Here is a 20891-nt window from a genome sequence, read left to right as displayed (position 1 = left end):
AGTGAGACGTCGTGAAAGAGCTGGTACAAGACCGTTTGAGCAAGATGGACGATTTAGAGCAGAGACGTTTACTGAAAAATATGATGGCGGGGGTATTTATGAACCTCGTCGAATATCAGGAAGAAATGACCCGCCAGCTAGAACGGCGGGTATTTGAGGAAATTGAGAATACGGAAGAAAAGATTGATGTGTACGTGTCATTGACATCGCGTGAGGACTATGACCCGATTCATGAATTTTTATATCCTGTGTTACCGTCTGATACGGAAGAAAAGCAGATGGACATCAGCCGTGTGGCAGAGGTGGTACGCGAAGGCGGTGCGATGCCGCTGTTTACGCTTTTTCTTGAGATGGAGACTGAACGAATCTCAGCGCTGGTGCGCAGCAAGCGAATTTTCTCAGGAATGTTGGTCACGGAAACCGGCAATTATCCGATTCGTTTTCGTTTGGAGCATAACCGTTCTTATATTTTGGAGATTGAGCAGTTATATCATACCTTTATGCAAAATGGCATGCCGTGGAAAACAATTAATCACCCATACGCTTATAAGTTTGTGGACTGTGTATTGATTGGTGGAGACGGCGAGCCGGCTGCCCATGAAGAAATTCATGAAATTACAATTTCATTGGAGGAATTCGACGTTTTTAAGAAGGGCGACGTTTTTCCACTTTGGAACATTGAAAGGCTATCTCTAAAGAACAGCGGTTTTCCTATACCCGCTATGGATCGTGTGAATTATGAGCATGTGCTGCCTTTGCGAAAAACAGGTCCTGAGCATGGTTATTTGATTGACGGGACTGAAGGTGATATCCGGTATATCAAGCGTACAGAAGAGGAACTGACGATTGTCACACCACGTGATAAGTCTGGCGAATGGAATGTGTTGAAGGTTACGAAGCCTGTTACAACGAGACTTAGTCGTCAGACTTATCCGTTATTGTCCAATCGGCGACAGGACAGCTTTTTGGGCCGCTATGCAGGAAAACAGGCCGTGATTGTCCGTGCCAAAGCGGAAATCATGCGCATCGTAAACTCGTTTGAAGCAGCGCAGGGGCTGGAGCTGGAACGTGTGGACATCTGGGGAGGTGCAGGGAGAAATGATGTAAGCAACCTGTTAACCAAAACCCAGACGTATCCATTAAATCCGTTTGTCAGCGATAACGTACGGACAGAGGAAGGCAAGCAGATCATGCGTTTGGGGTTCAGGCGTGGTTCTGACGATGTTTTGCCCACCGCGCCTGCTTATATTTTATCCGATTTAATGAGCTTTCTGGTATCGGAAGTGCAGATGTATTTTCCGGAGTACAAGTGTGAAGGAGAATGGGTGTGAATTACGTCTGGGATTTGCTCATGCGCGCGAGGGAACAGGGGCTGGATGTAGATAAATTCCGCTTCGTACCCGCTGTCAGCTACTCTCCGTATATGGAGCTTAGTCTGGCAGAGTTGAATACTTCCCATTTGGAGCAGGTAGTGGAAATAAATCCGTACTACCGCTTTTATTCTATTTTTCGGGATCTGTTTCCACCGGATGCTGAAGAGTATCTGGAGCTGAGAGAATCGCTATTTGATATTATGATGCATTTTCTGGCGGAAATGGACTTGTATCAAGGGATGAATCGGCGGGAGTACCATATCCGGTTTGTTCGGCGTGATATTGCAGAGGGCATTTTTGGCCCGAAGGTAAAGGAAGGCTTTGGACAATTAAACCGTGAGGATCAGGACGCGATTGCTGAAGGACTGCTGCGCCTGTATGAGACGGGAGAAGCCGTACATCTGCTAAAAGAAACGATGCGGCGCGTCTTTCATCGCTCAATCATTTACACCAATTGTGAGGAAAAAGACGAACTGCTCATCTATATCGGCCAAGAGGAGACACCGTTGTCACGGATTAAAGTGGATTTGATTCTGGATTTGTTTCTTCCGGCACGTTTTACGACGGAATTGTATTGGACAAGTCATTTCGGCATTTTAGAGGAAGATCCTACGATGAAAATAGACGCTATCGCCCTCTATTAAGGCTAAATGGCTAAGAAAGGACATGTGAACGATGAACGGACCCTATACATACAGGTTGCACCCGCTCACCGATCGAAAAAGCATACGCTTCACGGCGAAATACACGCGGGCGGAATTGGAACAAATGACGACCTTTCAGTTACGCGGAATATGCGATAAGGAACGACTGGTCGAGGGCTTTGCCAATCGCCTGGCACGTGAAGAATTGATTCGCGTGATTTTGCGTTTTCGGAGCGCGGAAGAGCATTTACTCATCACAAGGCCGAACCCTGGCGGTTTTGAACGCATGGAATCGGCTCTACAGCGAAACTGGAACGACCGTCGGCAGGAGAGCAGCGGTATCCGGGTTCCCGCTAAAATCACGCTGTATCAGGGTGTACGCACAGGTCGCATGGACAACTACCGGATCGAATCCGATTTGCCCTGGCTGAGCTCATCTAATGTGCTGCTGGTGAATGCGACAGGAGAACTGTGCGGTGTTTTGAATTTGGTGAAGGATGAGGGACGAACAGGCGTATATTATCTTTCTCGTCATCGCGACGCTGAACTGCGAGAGACGTCCAATCATAGTTATAGCCTGCTATTTCTGCGAAGACAGGAATCAGAATATTTTTATAACCTCTACTATGGAGATAAGCCAATGCTGCCGCTGAAGCTTCAAGGTCACCGGGTTCCGGTGGCAGAGCTGATCATTCGAGGCACGGAAACTACAGATGCGGTACTTGCGATTGATTTTGGCACCTCTAACACCACAGCAGGTGCTTATTTGGATAGTTCCTACGTTACGGCCCCTGATACAGGTATGAGCAGCACGGTAAGGCTGAACGCCATCAATTATGTGTCATTCCCCGGCCCAGAAGGGGCAGAAGGCGACTGGATCGAAGTATTGCCGACTGCTATTCGCGTCGCAGACTGCTCCAATCCAGAACATATCCTTTATGTATTTGGGGAGGATGCACTACGTGGATCTGACGTGGCAGGCAGCCGTGCGACAGTATTACGGGGAATCAAGCGTTGGGTCAACGATTATAAGCGAATCGAGGAATTAATGGATTCCGAAGGGAATACAGCAACTGCTTCCCGCAGCGATATTTTAGCTGCTTTTATCCGTTATGTGATTGCTACAGCCGAGCAGCAATTTAAGTGTCGGTTCCGCAATCTGCACTTTTCTGCTCCGGTCAAGCTGCAGCCCCAGTTTATAGAGATGTTTAGCGATATTTTGCCTGATTACCGGATTGAAGCGGAGGATGCGTTGGACGAAGGGCTGGCGGTGCTGTACAACACGCTGGCAGACCAGATGGAACGAGGGACTTTTGCGGACGGTGAGGAGTATCAGGCACTTGTCATTGATTGTGGTGGAGGCACGACAGATTTGTCTTCCTGCCGATTCCGAATTGAGGACGGACGTATTGCTTACAAGCTGGATATTCACACAACGTATGAAAATGGGGATACCAATTTTGGCGGAAACAATCTGACGTATCGGATTATGCAGTTTATGAAAATTGTATTTGCAGGTTATTATGCTGCGGAGACTCGTTTGCCTGACACCGATATTGATGCCCTGATCGGTATTCCTTCGGGAGATTTGTACCGTCATGTGGATGAGTTTGGTGTAGATGCTGTATATGCGGGACTGGAGGAACGCTACCGTGAGGCAGAGGCCATCTTGCCTACCGCGTTCAAACAGTATGAGCATGCTACACGGGATGAATATCAGCGGGTACTGAGTAATTTTCATCTGTTGTGGAGCGCGGCAGAAAATATGAAAAAGGAATTTTTTCTACGTACGGGGATCTTGCGCAGCCGCTTCGAATCCGAGCAGGTATTATCTGCTGAAAGCGACCTGAACATTGCAGTGATGGATCGTTGGCTGGTTTCAGTCATCGAGAACGGACGGTTTCGTGATGAATATGGTTTGCCTGATGTGGTGTTTAACATTCGGGAGATACAGCAACTTCTTAAGGCAGACATCTACAATATTGTGCGCAAGTTTCTGGATGATTTTTATCTGGAGGGGCGCTTGCAGGATTATTCGATTATCAAGCTAACCGGGCAGTCCTGCCGGATTGACGTATTTCGCGAAGCACTCAAGGAATTTGTACCAGGGCGCAGTATTGAGTTTCGTCAAAAGGCAGAGGACCTCAGCCGGGTACCTGAGTTGAAAATGGCCTGTCTGCGCGGGGCTATCCGTTACCTGAACGCTAAAAAAATGGGCACGATTGAGCCTGTCATTACCAATCATATTCCGGCTATTCCGTATACGGTCAGCGCATGGACACATACGGGACGCGAGAAGGAGCTGATTGCGAGTTTGGAGAGCAACCGGGTACGCGGTTCTATTTCCCGGCCGTCTCATGCGGCTGAGGTGGAGTTCTTCCTGACGGCCGACGGTGGCAAGCTGCGTCAGCGCCATGTGTATCGTAGTCGGCCAGAAGCTTTTGAACCCATGCCGTATGAGGAAATTGCCGTGTTGTATGGGCGGGATATCCCGCAAGATGATACGGACTCCATCCGCAATGAGGAAACGAAATATTTTGTTTTTGTCGGGGATAGCCGCTGGGGCTTTTATGTAGTCCCGATTACCCGTCGAGATGAATTGTTGCATCTGGGTCCCAAACGCTTTTTTGCCTTCGAAAATGATCTCTCCGAGCTGGATTTCTTTGACGGCACGAAATAATTGAATAAGAAAAGTAAACACATTTGGAGGGGACAGCATGCTGTATGCGGGTTTTTGGAAACGCACCTTAGCTTATATCATCGATAGTCTTATTCTATGGTTTGTATTTTTAATAATTGGATTGATCTGGATTGTGATTCGGGCCTTAGGGGATTGGATACCGTCCCCAGCAGAAAACTCTTTGGTCTCAGACGGATCGCCTTATATTTTTACAATGAAAACAATAGGACAGACCTTGCTGAATTGGGGGGCTATATGGCTATATTATGCGCTTATGGAATCATCCAAATGCAAAGCCACGGTGGGCAAGCTGGCTCTCGGCATCGTTGTGGTAGATGAGTTTAATCACAAGCTCAGCTTTGGACGTGCAAGTGCCCGCTACTGGAGTAAGGTTATATCGGTCATCATTTTGTTCGTCGGCTTTATCATGGCAGCCTTTACGGCGAGAAAACAGGCCCTCCACGATCTAATCGCCCGTACCTATGTTGTGGACAAACGCGAGCTGGACTATATCCTTCGTGAGCAGGCTCAACGGGGAGCCGGGATGTAAAGGTGGATAAATAGATTCTAAGATTATTATGAACCGTAGTTTTCAATCAGGGGGAGCACGATGGATATACGCAGATTTTTAGAAAAGAATATTCGCCTATTTACTGGATTACTTGGAGTAAGTAAAGCTCAACCCATCGATGATGCAGTTCCTGTTCCGCCTCCTGCACCCGGTGTGAATCGGCTATCTGTTCCCCTAAATAAAGAAGAATAGTGAAAGGAGGGGAGCACCATGTTAACGCATATCGTTCCGAAGTTTGAGAAGGGCCGTATTCTTAAAACCGAGATGCTAGAGAACCTGCGAGATTACCCGCGCAGTTTTCTGGATATCCGGTATCAGGATTTTTCGGATGGCATTATTACCGGAATGAACGTAACTGTAGGGGAGTACACGCTGACCATTGGTAGAGGCATCGTGAAGCACAAGGACAGACTATACCTGCTGGAGCAGGAGCAGGAAGTGCCGTATGCGGCCACGGGGCGGCTGTCGGTGTTGAAGCTGCTCTTTTTGGAACAAACAGATCGCCCGGATTTCACAGCCCATCATGCAGATATCGTGCTGGAGGATGAGGCAGAGATCGGTCTGGATGAGATGGAGCTGGGCCGATTCAAGCTCAAAGATGGAGCCGTGCTTCGCTCGGATTATCAGGATTTTGCTGACATGGCTACCGAATTCAATACATGGAGCGATATTTATGCTCCTTTTGCGGGTTTGAAGCAGAGTACATTGCGCCCGGAAACGATGCGCTACTTCGCATCCGAACTGCTTAAAAGTGGTGCCACAGATCCGATGGATTGTATGTTTGCGCTTATGTGCCTGAACCTGGAAGCCGTGGACAGAGAATCTATCCAGCATTACATTGCAAACCGAAATGGTGCGGAATACAGAGATTATTCTCATGCTCAGTTGCATAGACAGCTAGTTCTTATTCTAGAAGGCGCCGGACGTGGAAAACGAACAGCAGGCCGTTGGCAGGGCGGCGGAGCAGGACGGATGATTGTGGATTAGAAAATCAGGTAGAGGAGTGTGCATTATGAAATATGAGGATGAAAAGATTTTGGATCGGCTCCGTGAGATGGAGAAGCTGAAGAGGTCTAACAATATTTTAGCAGGACCCATAATCATTAACGGTCAATCCTATGTGTTTGAAGAGCGATCTTTTTTTGAGGATCGGCTGAAAATGCATGTCCCCTCTATCTTTACTCCAATGCCCAAGCATTTACAAAAGATCAAATATCCTCATGAGCAACGTCCAGAAATGATTTTGACGAATGATTTGGGCAGTGTGGATGTTACCCTGAATCGGGTGGACCAGACGTTACAAGATGAATGGGTGGAGCAGCTCACTTCTGGCATGAAGGCCATGATGAAAAATATGAATCCTGCCCACGTATTTTATGAAGAAAAAATAGAAGAGATACATGGTAAGCAGATTGGCTATTTTGACTTTAAAAGTCCTGCGCTGGACCAGCCCATCTACCACAATATGTTCTACTTTGAGCTGGAAGGAAAGACGGTCATGGGAACATTTTGTTGTCCGTATAAGCAGTATGCTGAATGGCGGGATGTCGCCCTACAGATGATTCGTACCATTCAAACGGTTGACGAGGCAGAAAAGGAGGGATATGAATGAGTAACCCCATTTACACCACAGCAGATGTTCAGGTGGCCCCTTATCAGTTTCAGCGTGTATTAAGTATCCATCTCATTAAACAGTTAAACGAACATGTGAGCTTCTGCATACGTGGAATTGTTTCGGAGGACAAGCTGGATCAATACGTAGAAAAAGCGGATGAAGATGAGCACATCGAAGTCTTTTTAAAGAGTGAAGGCAAGGAGATCCGGTTTTTTCAGGGAATTGTCACGAATATTGCTGTAAAAGCTGTAAACGGAGTACGCGAGCTTACGGTTGAGGCTAGCAGTGAAACCTTAATGATGGACATTCGCCCTAAACGTCGTTCATTCCAAAAAACAGGAGAGTCGTATAACAAACTGTTTTCGCATGTTACAAGTTCATATACTGATGCAGAAGTGATTGATGAGGCTTCTCATGGCGCAGCTATCGGTGAATTATTAGTGCAATACAATGAAACGGACTGGGCTTTTGTCAAAAGAATTGCTTCTCGGCTACATGCTGCTTTAATTCCAATTACGATGCAACAAGGACTGAAATATGTGATTGGTGTCCCCCATTCTAGTGCCCCTCAACCGCTGAACGAACATAACTATTCCATAAAAAAAGACTTGAAGGAGCACAAGCTCATGTCCCGCAACGGACTGCCGGAATATGGCGAGTCTAACAGCTTGAGCTATGAAGTGACCAGCAACAAAGTGCTAGAACTCGGTAGTTCCGTCATTTTTCATAAAAGAACTCTTTACATAGCCAAGGCGGAAACGACCACAGAAGGAAATCTGATCGTGAATCGTTACATTTTACGAGATGCACATGGGTTAAAATGCCCAACCGTCTATGCCTATGATCTGTCAGGAGCCTCTCTGTTTGGCAAGGTGATTGATATTTCCAAAGAAAAAGTGAAAATCAAGCTGGAAATTGATCAAGACTCGACTGCATCCGGGGCTATGTGGTTTCCCTATTCTACGGTTTATTCTTCTCCTGATGGCAGCGGCTGGTATGTTATGCCAGAAGCAGGGGATCAAATTCGTCTGTACTTTCCGGATGAACGGGAGCAGCATGCTTTTGCCGCCAGTTCTGTCGATCTTGCCTCCTCTGATCCGATTAAAAGGAGTGATCCTGCGGTCAAAAGTATCAGCACCAAGTACGGCAAACAAGTCGTTTTCAAGCCTGGTGCAGTAGAAATTATCAACAGTGGGCAAATGCTCATGCGTCTCACGGATGAAGGCGGGATTGAAATTAATAGTAACAAAAAAATAACCCTGTCTGCTCAGGAAGATATCCAAATTACAGGGGGAGCGAAAATTATTATGGAGGGGAAAGAAGGCGTAAGTTTTATTCAATCCGGAGCCAAACTCGACATCATGGACGATGTGAGATTTACCGGGGGTAAGGTGAACATTGAATGAAGCTCATGGATCGGGATGCTGCGTTGCAGGATTTGCTGGAAAAGCACGTATTTACGGAATGGCTACATGATTTGGCACTTATTGAAAACAACTTTCTGGCACGGCAGCAAGCCATTGAAGAGGAGCTTTTAGCAGCTTTAGAGTCGCTATGCCAGCTCGCTACCCTTCAGCACGAGCAAGGTCGCAAGGGGGATATTCGATATATTTATATCTCCTTGCTCAGAACCCGTGTTATGAAAAATAGAGCGGTTTATCGTATAGACGCCTATGATGAGAATTGGTTTCTGGATGAGGCTGAATGCGCTGTGGAATGGTCGGCAAACTTTGTTTTCGAGCCTCTGTTCAATCGCATGGCTAAGCTGGAAAAGCTCAAGTCCGATTATGCCCGTAAGATTACGACGATGGATATTGAGCAAATTCAACAAATTGAAGCGGTTAAATACCATCTGCTCACCGTTGAGTTTCTGAAAAGTCAGATGCCCGCCTTCGTTGCTTCCCCTTCACTAGAAAGGTTGCCGAAAGCTGACATATGCACGATATTTGCCGGAGAGTATCGAGATGATAGCGAAATATTGTGCCGTTTTACGCATAGTGAGGGAGCCGAGACACGAGAGGGGGAATCTTCATGGATTATTTCCTCTTAAAGCAGGATGTGCGGTATACCAATGTTCCTACGCTACAAAAGGTGATGGAAACGATTGATCCGTGGAAGCTGTATGATTTGCAGCCGGAGGATATTGTCAAGCCATTGATGTTTCACGTGAAGGCAGATGCAGAAAGTATTTTTATTGATTATCTAGAAGGTCCCATTCCTCTTATTTCAGATGCTTTAAAGCGTCTTGTCCAGGCCTATGTGCCGGAGATGCCTATGAAATTAACGATACTTACTCAGATCGAACAGAGGATACAGAAGAATTACTATATTCCTTTTGTGGAGCGGCTCACAGCTGTACATCCGGAAAGTGAATGGAATTTGGATCAAAGTGTGTTTCGAAAGCTGGTATTACAAGCAGATGCTATTCGGAGCCACAAGATATTTACAATCCAGGAGAGTGCTATCCCGATGATCATCGTCCGTTTAGACGTGGCGGAAAGTATATTGCGGCGTGATTACACAGGGATCGCTTTGGAGCAAGTCGAGGTGAAATAGGGAGGGAAAGGGCACATGTCAGACAATGAGTATTATGTCGTACGGGGGGCCTGTATGCGTTGCACTTGCGGGACCCATCCTCGAAAGATCAACTTGCCGAACAGCCACGGGGCTTTTGTTAATGGTAAACCCATGATGAATGAAGGAGATTATTCTCCTGAAAATGTTCCTCATTTTGGAATTTGTAACAGTCCGGAACAGCCGAGTGCCGAAACTATTTATCTGATCGCCGAAGATGGCTCTACTATTTCTGGAAAGCCATGCCTGCCGATGCTGACGGATAAGTGGAAAAACACAAAAGAACAGACAAAGGTGGAAGGCCAGCCAGCCTTGACGACCTCTTCATTTCAGACTTGTTTATATCATGGATTTATCGAATTTCATACGAATGGCCAGCAGGAGGAGTAGCTGGAAGGGAGGTTTGAAAACATGATAGGATATGATCAGATTCGAATAGATTCCCCCTACCCCATTCAGGTCTTAAAGGATGTTCAGATCGAGTGGAAGCCGAGTGAGCATGGGCGTATTACACTCACAGGCATTTGTAAGGAGTCGAGTCATGCCACGGCTGCGCTAGATGCGACCTCAGAGGATCAGCTACATGTGTATGCGCAGAATGGACAAGAAGAAATCAGCTTGTTTAAGGGTGTCGTCCATACGGTGGAAGTTGAGAACCATAATGGAGTATATACACTTACACTGGAAGGAATCAGTGGCTCATTTGAGCTGGATATTGTCAAAAGAAAGCGGTCTTTTCCTGAGGAAAAACAAACATATAGACAGTTAGTGCACAAGCTTGCTCAAGGCTATGAGCAAAGTGATGTCTTGTTCCAGACCGGAGAGCAGTCGGTAGGCGAAGCCATTTTACAATATGATGAAACCGACTGGGAGCTTATGAAACGGATGGCGAGCCGTTTACATACAGTGGTGGTCAGCGACATATGGGAGTCCGCAGCGCCGAAGCTGTATTTCGGCATGCCTGCTGGCACCCAACGAACGATTCGGAAGGATACGCCTTATACGGCAAGTAAAGATTTAAAGGGCTATCAGTGGGCAGGCGGAACGTCAGCCGGGCTACATGATACCGACTTTTTCAAATACGAGATCGAAAGCGGAGAACGGTATGCTCTTGGAGACGAGGTGCAATTTCGCCAGAAAACAATGATTGTAACTGAATTGCGAAGCCGCATGGAAAAGGGGCATTTGCTATTCAGTTATGTGTTGGCCCGCGCGGAGGGCATTCGCAGTGATTTCATCCCCAATCCCAAAACAATCGGGATTTCACTGGAAGGAGAGGTTCTCGCGGTTCGGGGAGAGGAAGTGAAGCTGCGGCTGACGATTGATAAGGATGATGGGGTATCCGAGCCGCATTGGTATCCATTCGCTCCCCCAACGGGAAGTGCGATGTACAGTATGCCGAAGGTGGGAACACAGGCAAGCCTGTATTTTCCAGATGCGTCTGGTTCCAGAGCAATGATTTTGGGTGCGGTTCGTACAAATGGAGACGGTTGCGCGAAAACGAGTAATCCCAATGATCGATATTTTGGTACGGAGCATGGAAGTGAGCTGAAAATGGCACCGGGTCGCATCCATATCATGGGTGATCCGGGTGGGACATTGCAGATGAGTCTGGACGATGCTACTGGGATTGAAATAACTAGTCCCAAAAAGCTAACACTAGAAGCAGAGCAGAAAATCATTCTGAATACGCCGAAGAAAATCATTATTGACGGAACCAGTCAGGTCATGGCGTACCAGACGGGAGGAAGCACGGGACTTTCGGTAGAGAACGAATACCACGTGTTGGGAGGAAATGTATGGGCGGACGGTAGCGACCGAACCGCGTACCCGCCGTTCGACGATGAGCCGAAGGAAGGACAGCCACCTCCACCGCCGCCACCCCCTGAACCGTTTAACTGGGGCAAGCTGGGGATGAATATTTTGGGCGGTTTGGCGGTTGTCGCAGCCGTAGCCGTGGTAGCAGCCATTACGGTAGCGACGCTTGGAGCGGGTACGGTGGTCATTGCGGCGGTAGCCGGAGGAGCACTGCTGGCGGGTGGTTTGGGCGTAGCGAGTTTGGCGGCATCGGATATCGCTCGAGGGGAAGTGAGCGACTTTAGTGACTATGCCCTGACCGGCTTAAAAGAAGCGGGGATCGGGGCAGTGTCTGGAGCGATCTTTGGTCCACTCGGTGTAGGAGGAACGTTGCTAAGAAAAGCAGCGATCGGCGGTGTAACAAATGCCGCGGAAAATTTGGCGAGTCAGGTGCTAAGTGGTGAAAAGATCAACTGGGGCTCAGTAGCAAAAGACGCAGGACTAGGTTTTGTCACCGTAGGCGTACTGGATTCCAAAGTAGGCAAGGCCATCGGCGGATTCGCGGAAAAGGTAGGCAGCAAAGTTACACCGCAATGGATTAGCAAAGGTGTAGATGCAGTCGGGGCAGGCTTTGGTAAAGCTGTAACCAAACTGGAGCAGACCGGCAGTAAACTGGGTCAGAAGTTCAATGAGCAACTAAGTAAAATGGCAGACGGCCTCAGCCCCGGGAAGTTGGCCACAGCCAACGGAGCGCCAGTTCCGCACGTTAATAAGATGGACAGCGGACCACTTCCACAGACGGATGTGCAGAAGAATTACAACAAGGTCATGAAGGAAATGGAAGAGAGCGCGGCGAAAAAGGTTGAGGGGACGGGTAAAGGTGATTCAGGTGGTAGTAAGGCTGACAATATCAAAAAAGAAATTAAAACTTTAGATGAACAAATAGCGAAATTGAAAAAAGAAGGAAATGAGGATGACCTCAAAAGATTAACACGTAAAAGAAACAAATTGGCAAACAAACTAGATACTAAAGATGAAATTAGTGATAATTTTGACTTGAAAGACGCAAAAGAACATGAAAGAAAAATCGATAACTCTAAATATTTTAGTCATGATAAAGGTGATTTTGGAGAAGAAGTAGCGAAAAAAGTAGCAAAAGATAACAATTTAGGTGAAGACATTTCAGATTTTTTCCAAATAGGTAGGAACGGTGTAGATGCGACATTTTTATCAAAGGGTCCTCCACCAAAATTAACAATGATTGAATCAAAAGCATCAGATTCCGCCAGTTTTAGTTATTCTAATAAACAAAAATTAGGAGGGGAAGCTTATTTTCAAGATATGCTAAAAAGTAGCAATTCAATATATGCGGCTTTTCAGACTAAATTGAAAAAACTAAAAAAGGAGTATCCTGGATTGCAATTTGATTTTATTAGGGTAGAAACAGATTTAAAGATAACCAAAACTGGATTTGGTGTAGACGAATTAAAGATAAAAGATTGGAACAAAGCAATAGACTAACCTTAAGGAGGACATAATGCTAAATCCAAAAAAACTAGAAATGGCGTATAGAAGATACAGTAAAAACTTTGTTGACGGGATCAAATTTGAAGAAATTAAAAATGAATATGAAGAGTGCCAAAGTGAAATAATTAATATCGTCGATTTGAATGCTGTAGAGAAGGATCATATTTTATTAATAGATTTAGACTCAGTTTTCTCATATTACCTCTCAAAATGGAAGTACGATGTTTTAATTAATGGTGGAAATAGAGTAGAAGAATTGAAAAAGATGCAAATAGTCGTTTTTTACCAGTGTATGGGGCAAGATCTTTATAAAATCCGTTACCCTGGGATGATGCCAGAATACTCGTTTCGGGAAGTCATAACAGCCTTAATTCATTTCACGATGTTTGGGTGGGAGAAAGAAGAAAACATATTATTTGACTTTATAGAGAACAACCTTGGAAGTAATATACTAGAAGCTAATGAATGGAACAAACATACGTGGTTTTTATTGGAGTTATACTTACAATATAGAAATAAAACTATTGCGGGAACGAGTCAATACTTGCATATAGCTGTGAAAGAAAAATTCAAGGAAGCTGGGCTTCGATACGATTTAATACCGGAAGACCTGGATGTTTATAAGGGAGTGTTGGAGCAATGGAAAACTCGTGATTCGGAAGTAATTAACCGCCTGATTGGTGAAATGTCACTTTACCACTCGATGTTAGCCTCAGAAATAGGCGAGTCCATGGAATTTGGCGACTTTAGATATGGATTCTATCCATATGAAATATTGTTCTTGCTTTATGTAAGGAATAAATTGAGTCTACCTGTTTTCAATCATTTTGACGATGTATTGATGAACACGCCAGAAGCGAAAATGGAAATTGGAGATCATGAATCTTATCCGGAATGGGACACGCTGTTGCGCCTCATAGATAACTTTTATCGTAAAAATTATCCCGAATATATTCCGAATAAACATGGGGAATTGTTTCAATAATTATAAGCGGAGGAAATCAACATGTCTGATGAGGAAATCGTACAGCTCATATTTGAAGATCGCCAAGACATGGAAGTCATTCTAAGTGATTTGGAGGAGTTAAGTATCTACGAAAGTGTATTAAAATATGGTCTGTCTACGAAGAAATTTCTCTATCTTGATTATCGAGGTGAGCAATCTATGGAGATTGTTAACTATATTTTGGATTATGAATTTGCTCATAACCTTGAATTGGCTTCCCAGGAGGAATTGGAGAAATTGGGGGAATTTGAATATGAGTATGTGCCTGACAAGATAAAAGAAGTCAATAATCTCATTTATCCAAAAAAGTATGGATTGTTTGCTTATCCAACTGGTGGCGACTATTATGCTTTATTTATTGCCAAACTGGAGCACAAATCTAAACTGCTGCGAGAAGATCTATTGGTTGATGAATGGACACCTCCCAAAGAAAGATGTATACAGTATTATTATTAACCCCACTTTCGTACTATAAATCTCTGATCTAACTCCTTGTAAACTTTCCAAAGCTTGTTCCAACTTGAATGATGAGGGGGAATGAGCTTTTTTGCATGCTCAAAATCAAAGGAGGGCAAGAGAAATGGCAAAGCAGGTTCAGGCAGGAGAAGAAAAATTGGGATTGATTTCACAGACACAAGCAGAGTATCAGGAGATAAGAGGCTACTGCCAGAAAGTACGAGGGTCACGGCAACAGGCGGACAGTTAAGATGCGCTGATAGTAGTCAACATTATTTACGGCATGATGAAGGACAAAACAGTATTCCGCATGCCTGAACAAGCAGAAAAAAAGAAAACTAAACAGATGGAAATCCTAGTATTTTAGCAACCATCTTACTTTTCAATAGATTAGCTTTACAACATAGGGAACGGGTAGTGCTAAAGACAAAAGCTAATTGAGAATTAGAGATCTTGCTAGGGAGCAGTTAGAGAAGCATGTTCAGTTCCTCAAAGACGAGAGTAACAATTCAATCCAAGTGTAATGGAATCCTGACTTAATTAAGAAAGTACAAGAAACAAGAGGAAAGCCAAAAACGACCCCAAAAATCCGTACAAGGATGATGAAAGTTTCAAATCATGGCATGTTGAAAATTGTGCTGAGATTCAGGCGGTCATCGACTTTTATAGTCAACATTAAAAATAGAAAATATACTAGTAAGTATCTTTAAAGGTAAAGAGAAGTACTACCAGCCATGTAAAACTGTGAAAAGACATTTTTTGATTTTATTGATGACTTTCATGAATAGTATTTTTGAAAAAATAGGAGAATGCTTATGGATAACTTATCATATGATGCGAGAGAAATACTAATACCAGCAGGATGGAAACCAATTAATGAGGTTGACTTAACCGCAACAGTAAAGTTATTAGAAGCAATGGGGTATCAAGTATTCGATTCAGTGATTGATGCACTAAGCGTATTTGGTGGAGTCGAATATAAATTTAAGCATCCCGATGGAAGTTTGGAAACCTTTATTTTTAGTCCTGAAGAAGCTGTAGGGGATTATTATGAAAAAGAAGACTTCGAGGAATTTGAGGCACGAGTAAAAGAGCCGCTTGTTGTAGTTGGAGAAGCATATCGCGGAAATTTAATAATGTTTATTTCGAAATCCGGGAAGGTATACGGAAAAAATGGATATTCATTATTCAAGTTCGGAGATAACATCTTCGAAGCACTAGATACTCTATGTTTATTTAGAAAACCAGAAGAGGTAGAATAATAAAGTTCAGCTATCGGCTGAAAGGAACCTAGGCAAGATGACGGCGGACATGAATTGCAACTTTTAATAAGGTTAGTACAACAACTATAGTAATGAAGGTAGACAAAGAAAGTTACTTTAATCGCAGTTCAACTACGCGTAGCAGGGATTATTGTGTGAGAAAACCATTTGGTGACGACCGGTCAACCGATACAGGTAAAAGGATAAGTTTTAGGTTAGCACCCTTACCCTCTAATACAATCCGAAATTAACTTTACCTTTGTTTCTAAGTCGTGAGCCTGTTTGGGACAGAGGCGGGGGCGTAACAATAGATTTGTGGGAAAGGTGGTTTGATAAGTTATGAAGTACGGAGTACACAGTAATTTAGTTGAAGAGGTTATTCAATTCTCAAATTCTATGATGGATTTTCCAAAAACACAGAGACCTCAAAATATTGTTACAATTAATCAATATGAAGAGGCGAAAAGGCTAGCCATTACTGAAGTTTTCGGTGAAGATGAATATACTTGGTCCGATATAAGACAACTTGAAATGGGAAAAGTTAAGGGGAAGTTGTATAAATTAGATTCTTCCCAAAAACCTAGTGGTTTGGATGAATTAACTGGATTAATAGCTGATGGTCTTAGAAGTCAAATAACGGACTCTTATAGTGATTTTTTTGAAAGTGTTGTAGTAGATTTGAGAAACTGCGCAATAAATCGTGCAATAAATGGTGAGATTGAAAATTTTTACGAACAAATTTTTAGAATCTATAAGGCTGGTGGTTTTCCATGTGGGTGGGATGGTGATTACCCAGAAGAAGGAAAACTTATTGCTTACTTTGCTTAAAAACAGTAATGCTTTTGTTTACTTTTTTTGACTAAGGGATTGTAGATACAATCAATAAGTAGAACGTTATACCAAACTTAAACAAATACTTGAAAAAATCAAGAAAGCTTATTCCAACCAACTTGATCCAATGAGAGAAATAAGCTTTTTTTATATCTAAAAGCATTAGTAAAAATAATCAGAGCACTCCAAAAATAGGCAGCAAGGTCGCACATAAATATTTGTTTCAAAAAATAAAACTAAAATAAGGGGAAGACAATGAACGAAGTAAAGGATTTTTATGATAATAAAATATCTAAAATTGACTTTTTCAGTAACTGTGGGGATGCTATTAATGCTACATTCAATGTTAATGTTACGCAAGTACGCAACTGGGTTGATGTTGAAAAAAAAGTCAATTCTACTTGGGATAATGTTAGACTCCAAATAAGAAATCAATTAACTTCGACTCTGCATGAGAACTGGCGAGAAGGGTACAGACAGTGGAATAATATTACTATGGAGGCTAAATTATTACTTAAGGACGGAGTCCTTAAAAATATTTCTACATTTATACAAGAAAATAAATTAAATAATTGTATATATGAGAGCGTTGAGTGGGATTTGCTTACTGCAATGATGGAATATGCATATAGCACATATGTAAAACCAGGTTTTCATACAGACTTATTGGAAATATATAATTCAGGGCATATACCTTGTGGTTGGAAGGGTAAGTGGCCTCAAGGAAGCCTATTGATATTCTAACAACCTATGGGGAGACTTAATATAAAGAGATTGCTTAGAAGAGGAAAGTGAAAATATTGGATATAAATGTTCAATTATTAGAACATTATAAGAAATACATTGGTGAGCCAGATTTAATAAACATAGAGACCGCTTCAGAAAGTTTGAATATAAACTTAATCATTTTTCGAGCAAACGAACAACGAGACTATCATACTATTATAACGTCAGGAATGAGCTTATTACCTGCACAAGTTTCAGAGGATAATAAAGATTGGGAATGTACAGAACTCATCATGTATCTTCCGGCATCATGGCCTGTGGCTAAAGAGGATATTAAAGATTTTAAAGATTATTGGCCATTTGGTTGGCTAAGAAAACTTGGCAAGTTCCCGAATGAAAGAAGCACTTGGTTTTGTTATGGAGACACTATACCTAATGGCGATCCTCCAGAACCAATTGCAAATAACAATGATTTTACTTGTATGCTATTATTACCTCCAATTCGTGAAGATGAAGGATTTAGTTCGTTAATGTTAAGTGAGGACAAATTAATACAATTTTTGGTTGCTTGTCCAATATACCAGGAAGAAATGGAATATCAATTATCACAAGGCTTTGATGCTCTTCTTGAAAAGTTTGATGATTATAACGTAAATGATATTGTTAAAGTTAATAGATTAAATACATGTAAACAAGGATGTTAATAGCTAATTAAAGAGAGCAAAAATAACAGATTGTGAAATGAAGTTACTCAATTAATTGACTCCAAAAATTATAATTGATCTTTAAAAAACTTATTTCACTCGAAATATGAGAGGAATAAGTTTTTTTACTTGTAGAGAATGACCAGTTGTGTGCTATGGTAGTCATCCCAATATAGTCCAAAGTGCTATCAAACTTGAAAAGGCATTCCGATAGAGACGACTAAACAAAAGGTAAAAGACTGATGATCTAAGTAGTATGGTGACACTATCAAATACTGGTGAATAACTCCTAGCCCTCAAATAAGCAGTAAACTTCTGTGGGGTCTTCTCAATAATTAGCTTATTTCTAATCAATCAACTCTATGAAAGCCTATACATTCTTTTAAATAAAAAAGTTGACATATGTTTAAAAACAGGCAAAAAGTCACTAAGACTAAAGTCTCTTGTTAGATGAATTATACATTCCTTAATCTGATGAAATTCGGAATTTTTTATGCTAGATAGATTGTCCGAAATTAAGCTAGAAGTCAATGGGGTTGTCGTATCAAGGAATAAGCCCTTTTTAGGAATTCATAAGTAGAAACCGGAACGGAGAAGTAGTGCCATTGCGCAATTGTGCTTGTCCTTTATGAGTTTTTCTTATCGCTCATTCACATATTATTAATTCAGTTCGATTAGATTAGAATATTTGCATACATATGTATAAAAATGAGTATTAAGTCTCAGAAACTCCCTTTGCTACTGCGAATTGACAAAATATGAAGCAGTGGCTAATATGGTTGGGAACACGGGAGATATTGGAATTTATAAAGGGGTAATGAGTTTTGAACAAGAGACTAGATAACACATGTAGTAACAAAATGAAATGGGGCCAAACGATTTTTGGAGCGCTGTTGGCGCTTAGTCTGGTGTTACTCAGTGGGGGCAACGCGTGGGCCTCATCCAATGAACAATTAAAATGGATTGAGGGTGGCCGAAAGGTAGACCTGGGAAAAATGGCTACGGTTGAACTGGACTCATCTCTTCTTTTCTTGGATGCAGCTAACACAGCAAAGGTAAGCGAGATGAATCATGAGAAGCCATCCGGCAAGGAGATTGGGAGTATATTTCCGAAAGATGAAAATCAAAATTGGGAAGTTGTTTTTGAATACTATGAACTTGGACACATCAAAGATGATGAAAAAGAAGACATCGATGCGGATGGCATTCTAGATAGTTATAAAGAGGGTACGGAAGAGAGTAACAAGGAAAAAGCGGAAAGTGATCGCCTGTATGTTACGGGTTGGGATGTGGAGCCTTTTTATAATGAAGCGACCCATAATCTAACCTGGTCTATGCTGGCGGAGGATGGGAACAAGGAAAAGCTGATCAATTATAATGTTCGTTTGCTCACTCGTCAGGGTTATATCTCTGCCATATTAGTGTCCGATCCTGCGCATTTGGACGCAGATAAGAAGTTTTTGAATGAGAACATATTACCCAAGCTGACAGTCAAATCAGGTGAGCGGTACGAGGATTTTAATGCTTCAACGGACAAAATTTCCGAATACGGCCTGACCGGATTGATTTTGGGAGGAGCAGGCTTGGCAGTAGCTAAAAAGGTAGGCTTGTTGGCATTACTCATTGCTTTTTTTAAGGGCGCAGGAATTAAGGTTATCATACTTATTGGTGCTGCTTGTGCAGGTATGTTTGGTGTAATAGGCAAGTTTTTCGCCAAATTATTTCGCAAGAAAAAATCGGAATCCGTGCACAATGAAACGAACGTTCAGGATCAGTCAGAAACACTACAGTAAAGATAAAGAAACAATCCAACATAAAATTGCTGATAAAAAGGGTATGGTGATTGAGCGCAAATCACCATCTCTTGCAGCTTGAGAAGCACACCAGGACATAAGTAGCTGAGCAGAACTAATTTACATGAACAGATGATCATGGTGACCTTAGACCCGTGAATCATCTGTTTTTCGTTTATTTTATCCCTTGTAATACTTTCGGTACACCGCGGGCGTTGTGCCTTCATACTTTTTGAATATTTTAATGAAATACCCTGGCTCATTGAAGCCGAGCTCGCTACTGATCTGAGATACAGGAATATCTGTAGCTTCAAGCAATTGCTTCGCCCATTTAATCTTCAGGCGGGAAAGATAGCTGGAAAAGTTCTCCCCCGTTTCCTTGGCAAACAGCCGACTAAAATAGCTTGGGCTAATGTGGCACAAGTCAGCCATGGCTTTGAGAGAAAAAGTTTCACCCTTGTGCTGAAAAATATATTCAAAGGCGGGTTTTAGTACGGGATTTCCGCACGGAATATTCACATCTCCTGAGGAATTCAGATAGGCATCTGCTAAGAAATTATTCATTTCTTTCTTAAGGCTTTCGATATGCTCCAGCGAGTAGCCAGGAAGGATCTCGGACAACTGCAGAGTGGACTGTGTGGCCGACGCCTTCTCGAACATTTCTGCGAGAAGATTTTTGTTCATGGCTTCTTCAACAATATAATTACACAATAAGGATAACATGTTGGAGATCGTCTGAATTTCCTGATAGGTCATGGATGGCAGATCGGCGTAGTCGTTCTTAAGTTCCTCCCATTTGGAACTGTACAGTTTTTCATTTTTTGACGTGAGGATTTGCTCCAGCTGTAAGGCGCTCGAAGGATCGGCTAAGCGGACCTGACCTGCCATGACGGCGCCGATGTACTTATCGTCAATAATGATCGGTACCGCGATGTCGACGATGTCATAATGACAGAGATAAATATAAGGTTTGTTGGAACGCACCGCTTCAAGTCCACCGCGAGAGTCACATTTTTGGCAGTAGGGAAGGAGACTCTCATCCTGGCGAACCTTCTTGCAGAACGATTGGCATTGGCTGTGGCTAGTTACGGGATTCCCTTTATAATCGACGGTGAGAATGGCTAATTTGGTAACGGATGCTAATGAATCCTGCAACTGCTCCCACTTTTTCAAATCAAAGATTTTCTGGATGCTCAAATGTTCACGTATCAAGATTCTCATCCCTTAATGGTAAATTATCCTGTAAGCGATAACAAAAAAGTACAATTTGTGATCTTCAGTGCAAAAAAATACGATTGTAGATTATAATATATTCCTTGATTCCTCCAATGT

21 protein-coding genes are annotated in these 20891 nt (G+C 42.9%); 20 read left to right on the top strand and 1 reads right to left on the bottom strand.

Annotated features, from left to right (window positions below; genetic code table 11):
* Positions 1-11: 11 nt before the first annotated feature.
* From NLX82_RS06145 to NLX82_RS06055, 20 genes are all read left to right on the top strand, one after another.
* The gene (locus NLX82_RS06145) at positions 12-1331 is read left to right on the top strand and encodes a hypothetical protein (protein WP_023989854.1); all 1320 of its coding nucleotides are present in this window, start codon (positions 12-14) and stop codon (positions 1329-1331) included.
* Positions 1328-2017, top strand: coding sequence for a hypothetical protein (locus NLX82_RS06140; RefSeq protein ID WP_028542472.1), 690 nt, complete (start codon positions 1328-1330; stop codon positions 2015-2017). Before NLX82_RS06145 ends, NLX82_RS06140 begins: the two co-directional genes overlap by 4 nt.
* Before the next feature lie 31 nt (positions 2018-2048).
* On the top strand, positions 2049-4697 hold the full coding sequence (locus tag NLX82_RS06135; protein ID WP_254347622.1) for an Hsp70 family protein: 2649 nt from the start codon (positions 2049-2051) through the stop codon (positions 4695-4697).
* Between the two features lie 37 nt (positions 4698-4734).
* Positions 4735-5247 (top strand): RDD family protein, encoded by a 513-nt coding sequence (locus NLX82_RS06130; protein ID WP_254347621.1) that lies wholly within the window; start codon positions 4735-4737, stop codon positions 5245-5247.
* Between the two features lie 60 nt (positions 5248-5307).
* Complete coding sequence (locus NLX82_RS06125) at positions 5308-5460, top strand: hypothetical protein (protein WP_023989850.1); 153 nt, start codon at positions 5308-5310, stop codon at positions 5458-5460.
* Positions 5461-5478: 18 nt separating this feature from the next.
* Complete coding sequence (locus tag NLX82_RS06120; RefSeq protein WP_023989849.1) at positions 5479-6255, top strand: hypothetical protein; 777 nt, start codon at positions 5479-5481, stop codon at positions 6253-6255.
* A gap of 25 nt (positions 6256-6280) precedes the next feature.
* Positions 6281-6880, top strand: a complete 600-nt coding sequence (locus tag NLX82_RS06115) for a hypothetical protein (protein WP_023989848.1) — start codon at positions 6281-6283, stop codon at positions 6878-6880.
* On the top strand, positions 6877-8289 hold the full coding sequence (locus NLX82_RS06110) for a contractile injection system protein, VgrG/Pvc8 family (protein WP_254347620.1): 1413 nt from the start codon (positions 6877-6879) through the stop codon (positions 8287-8289). The genes NLX82_RS06115 and NLX82_RS06110 overlap by 4 nt, the downstream gene beginning before the upstream one ends.
* Positions 8286-8933 (top strand): hypothetical protein, encoded by a 648-nt coding sequence (locus NLX82_RS06105; protein WP_023989846.1) that lies wholly within the window; start codon positions 8286-8288, stop codon positions 8931-8933. The genes NLX82_RS06110 and NLX82_RS06105 overlap by 4 nt, the downstream gene beginning before the upstream one ends.
* On the top strand, positions 8915-9439 hold the full coding sequence (locus tag NLX82_RS06100; RefSeq protein WP_028542476.1) for a hypothetical protein: 525 nt from the start codon (positions 8915-8917) through the stop codon (positions 9437-9439). The genes NLX82_RS06105 and NLX82_RS06100 overlap by 19 nt, the downstream gene beginning before the upstream one ends.
* A gap of 15 nt (positions 9440-9454) precedes the next feature.
* Positions 9455-9847 (top strand): DUF4280 domain-containing protein, encoded by a 393-nt coding sequence (locus NLX82_RS06095; protein WP_023989844.1) that lies wholly within the window; start codon positions 9455-9457, stop codon positions 9845-9847.
* A 21-nt stretch (positions 9848-9868) separates the two neighbouring features.
* On the top strand, positions 9869-12775 hold the full coding sequence (locus tag NLX82_RS06090; RefSeq protein WP_254347619.1) for a hypothetical protein: 2907 nt from the start codon (positions 9869-9871) through the stop codon (positions 12773-12775).
* Positions 12776-12791: 16 nt separating this feature from the next.
* A complete protein-coding gene (locus NLX82_RS06085) occupies positions 12792-13766 on the top strand; it encodes a hypothetical protein (protein WP_254347618.1) in 975 nt (324 codons plus the stop codon).
* Positions 13767-13787: 21 nt separating this feature from the next.
* Entirely contained in the window at positions 13788-14243 is a 456-nt protein-coding gene (locus NLX82_RS06080; RefSeq protein WP_023989842.1) for a DUF6630 family protein, read from the top strand.
* 124 nt (positions 14244-14367) lie between these two features.
* Positions 14368-14493, top strand: a complete 126-nt coding sequence (locus tag NLX82_RS27530; RefSeq protein ID WP_302055728.1) for a hypothetical protein — start codon at positions 14368-14370, stop codon at positions 14491-14493.
* 565 nt (positions 14494-15058) lie between these two features.
* Entirely contained in the window at positions 15059-15505 is a 447-nt protein-coding gene (locus NLX82_RS06075) for an SUKH-3 domain-containing protein (protein WP_254347617.1), read from the top strand.
* 339 nt (positions 15506-15844) lie between these two features.
* Complete coding sequence (locus NLX82_RS06070; RefSeq protein WP_254347616.1) at positions 15845-16333, top strand: hypothetical protein; 489 nt, start codon at positions 15845-15847, stop codon at positions 16331-16333.
* A 258-nt stretch (positions 16334-16591) separates the two neighbouring features.
* Entirely contained in the window at positions 16592-17080 is a 489-nt protein-coding gene (locus tag NLX82_RS06065; RefSeq protein WP_254347615.1) for a hypothetical protein, read from the top strand.
* Positions 17081-17127: 47 nt separating this feature from the next.
* Positions 17128-17766: a suppressor of fused domain protein gene (locus NLX82_RS06060; protein WP_254347614.1), complete on the top strand. Its 639-nt coding sequence runs from the start codon at positions 17128-17130 to the stop codon at positions 17764-17766.
* 860 nt (positions 17767-18626) lie between these two features.
* Positions 18627-19559 carry a DUF2167 domain-containing protein gene (locus tag NLX82_RS06055; RefSeq protein WP_367995875.1) on the top strand — a complete coding sequence of 311 codons (933 nt, stop codon included), beginning with the start codon at positions 18627-18629 and terminating at the stop codon, positions 19557-19559.
* A 180-nt stretch (positions 19560-19739) separates the two neighbouring features.
* On the opposite strand, the gene NLX82_RS06050 is transcribed toward NLX82_RS06055, so the two are convergent.
* Positions 19740-20771 (bottom strand): PocR ligand-binding domain-containing protein, encoded by a 1032-nt coding sequence (locus NLX82_RS06050; protein WP_209943305.1) that lies wholly within the window; start codon positions 20769-20771, stop codon positions 19740-19742.
* Positions 20772-20891 lie beyond the last annotated feature (120 nt).

Origin of the sequence: Paenibacillus sp. A3M_27_13 (genome assembly GCF_024213315.1) — a bacterium.
GTDB classification, from domain to species: Bacteria; Bacillota; Bacilli; order Paenibacillales; family Paenibacillaceae; genus Paenibacillus; species Paenibacillus polymyxa_B.
Note: the sequence above shows the minus strand (reverse complement) of the source record. Positions and strands in the feature narration are given on the sequence as shown.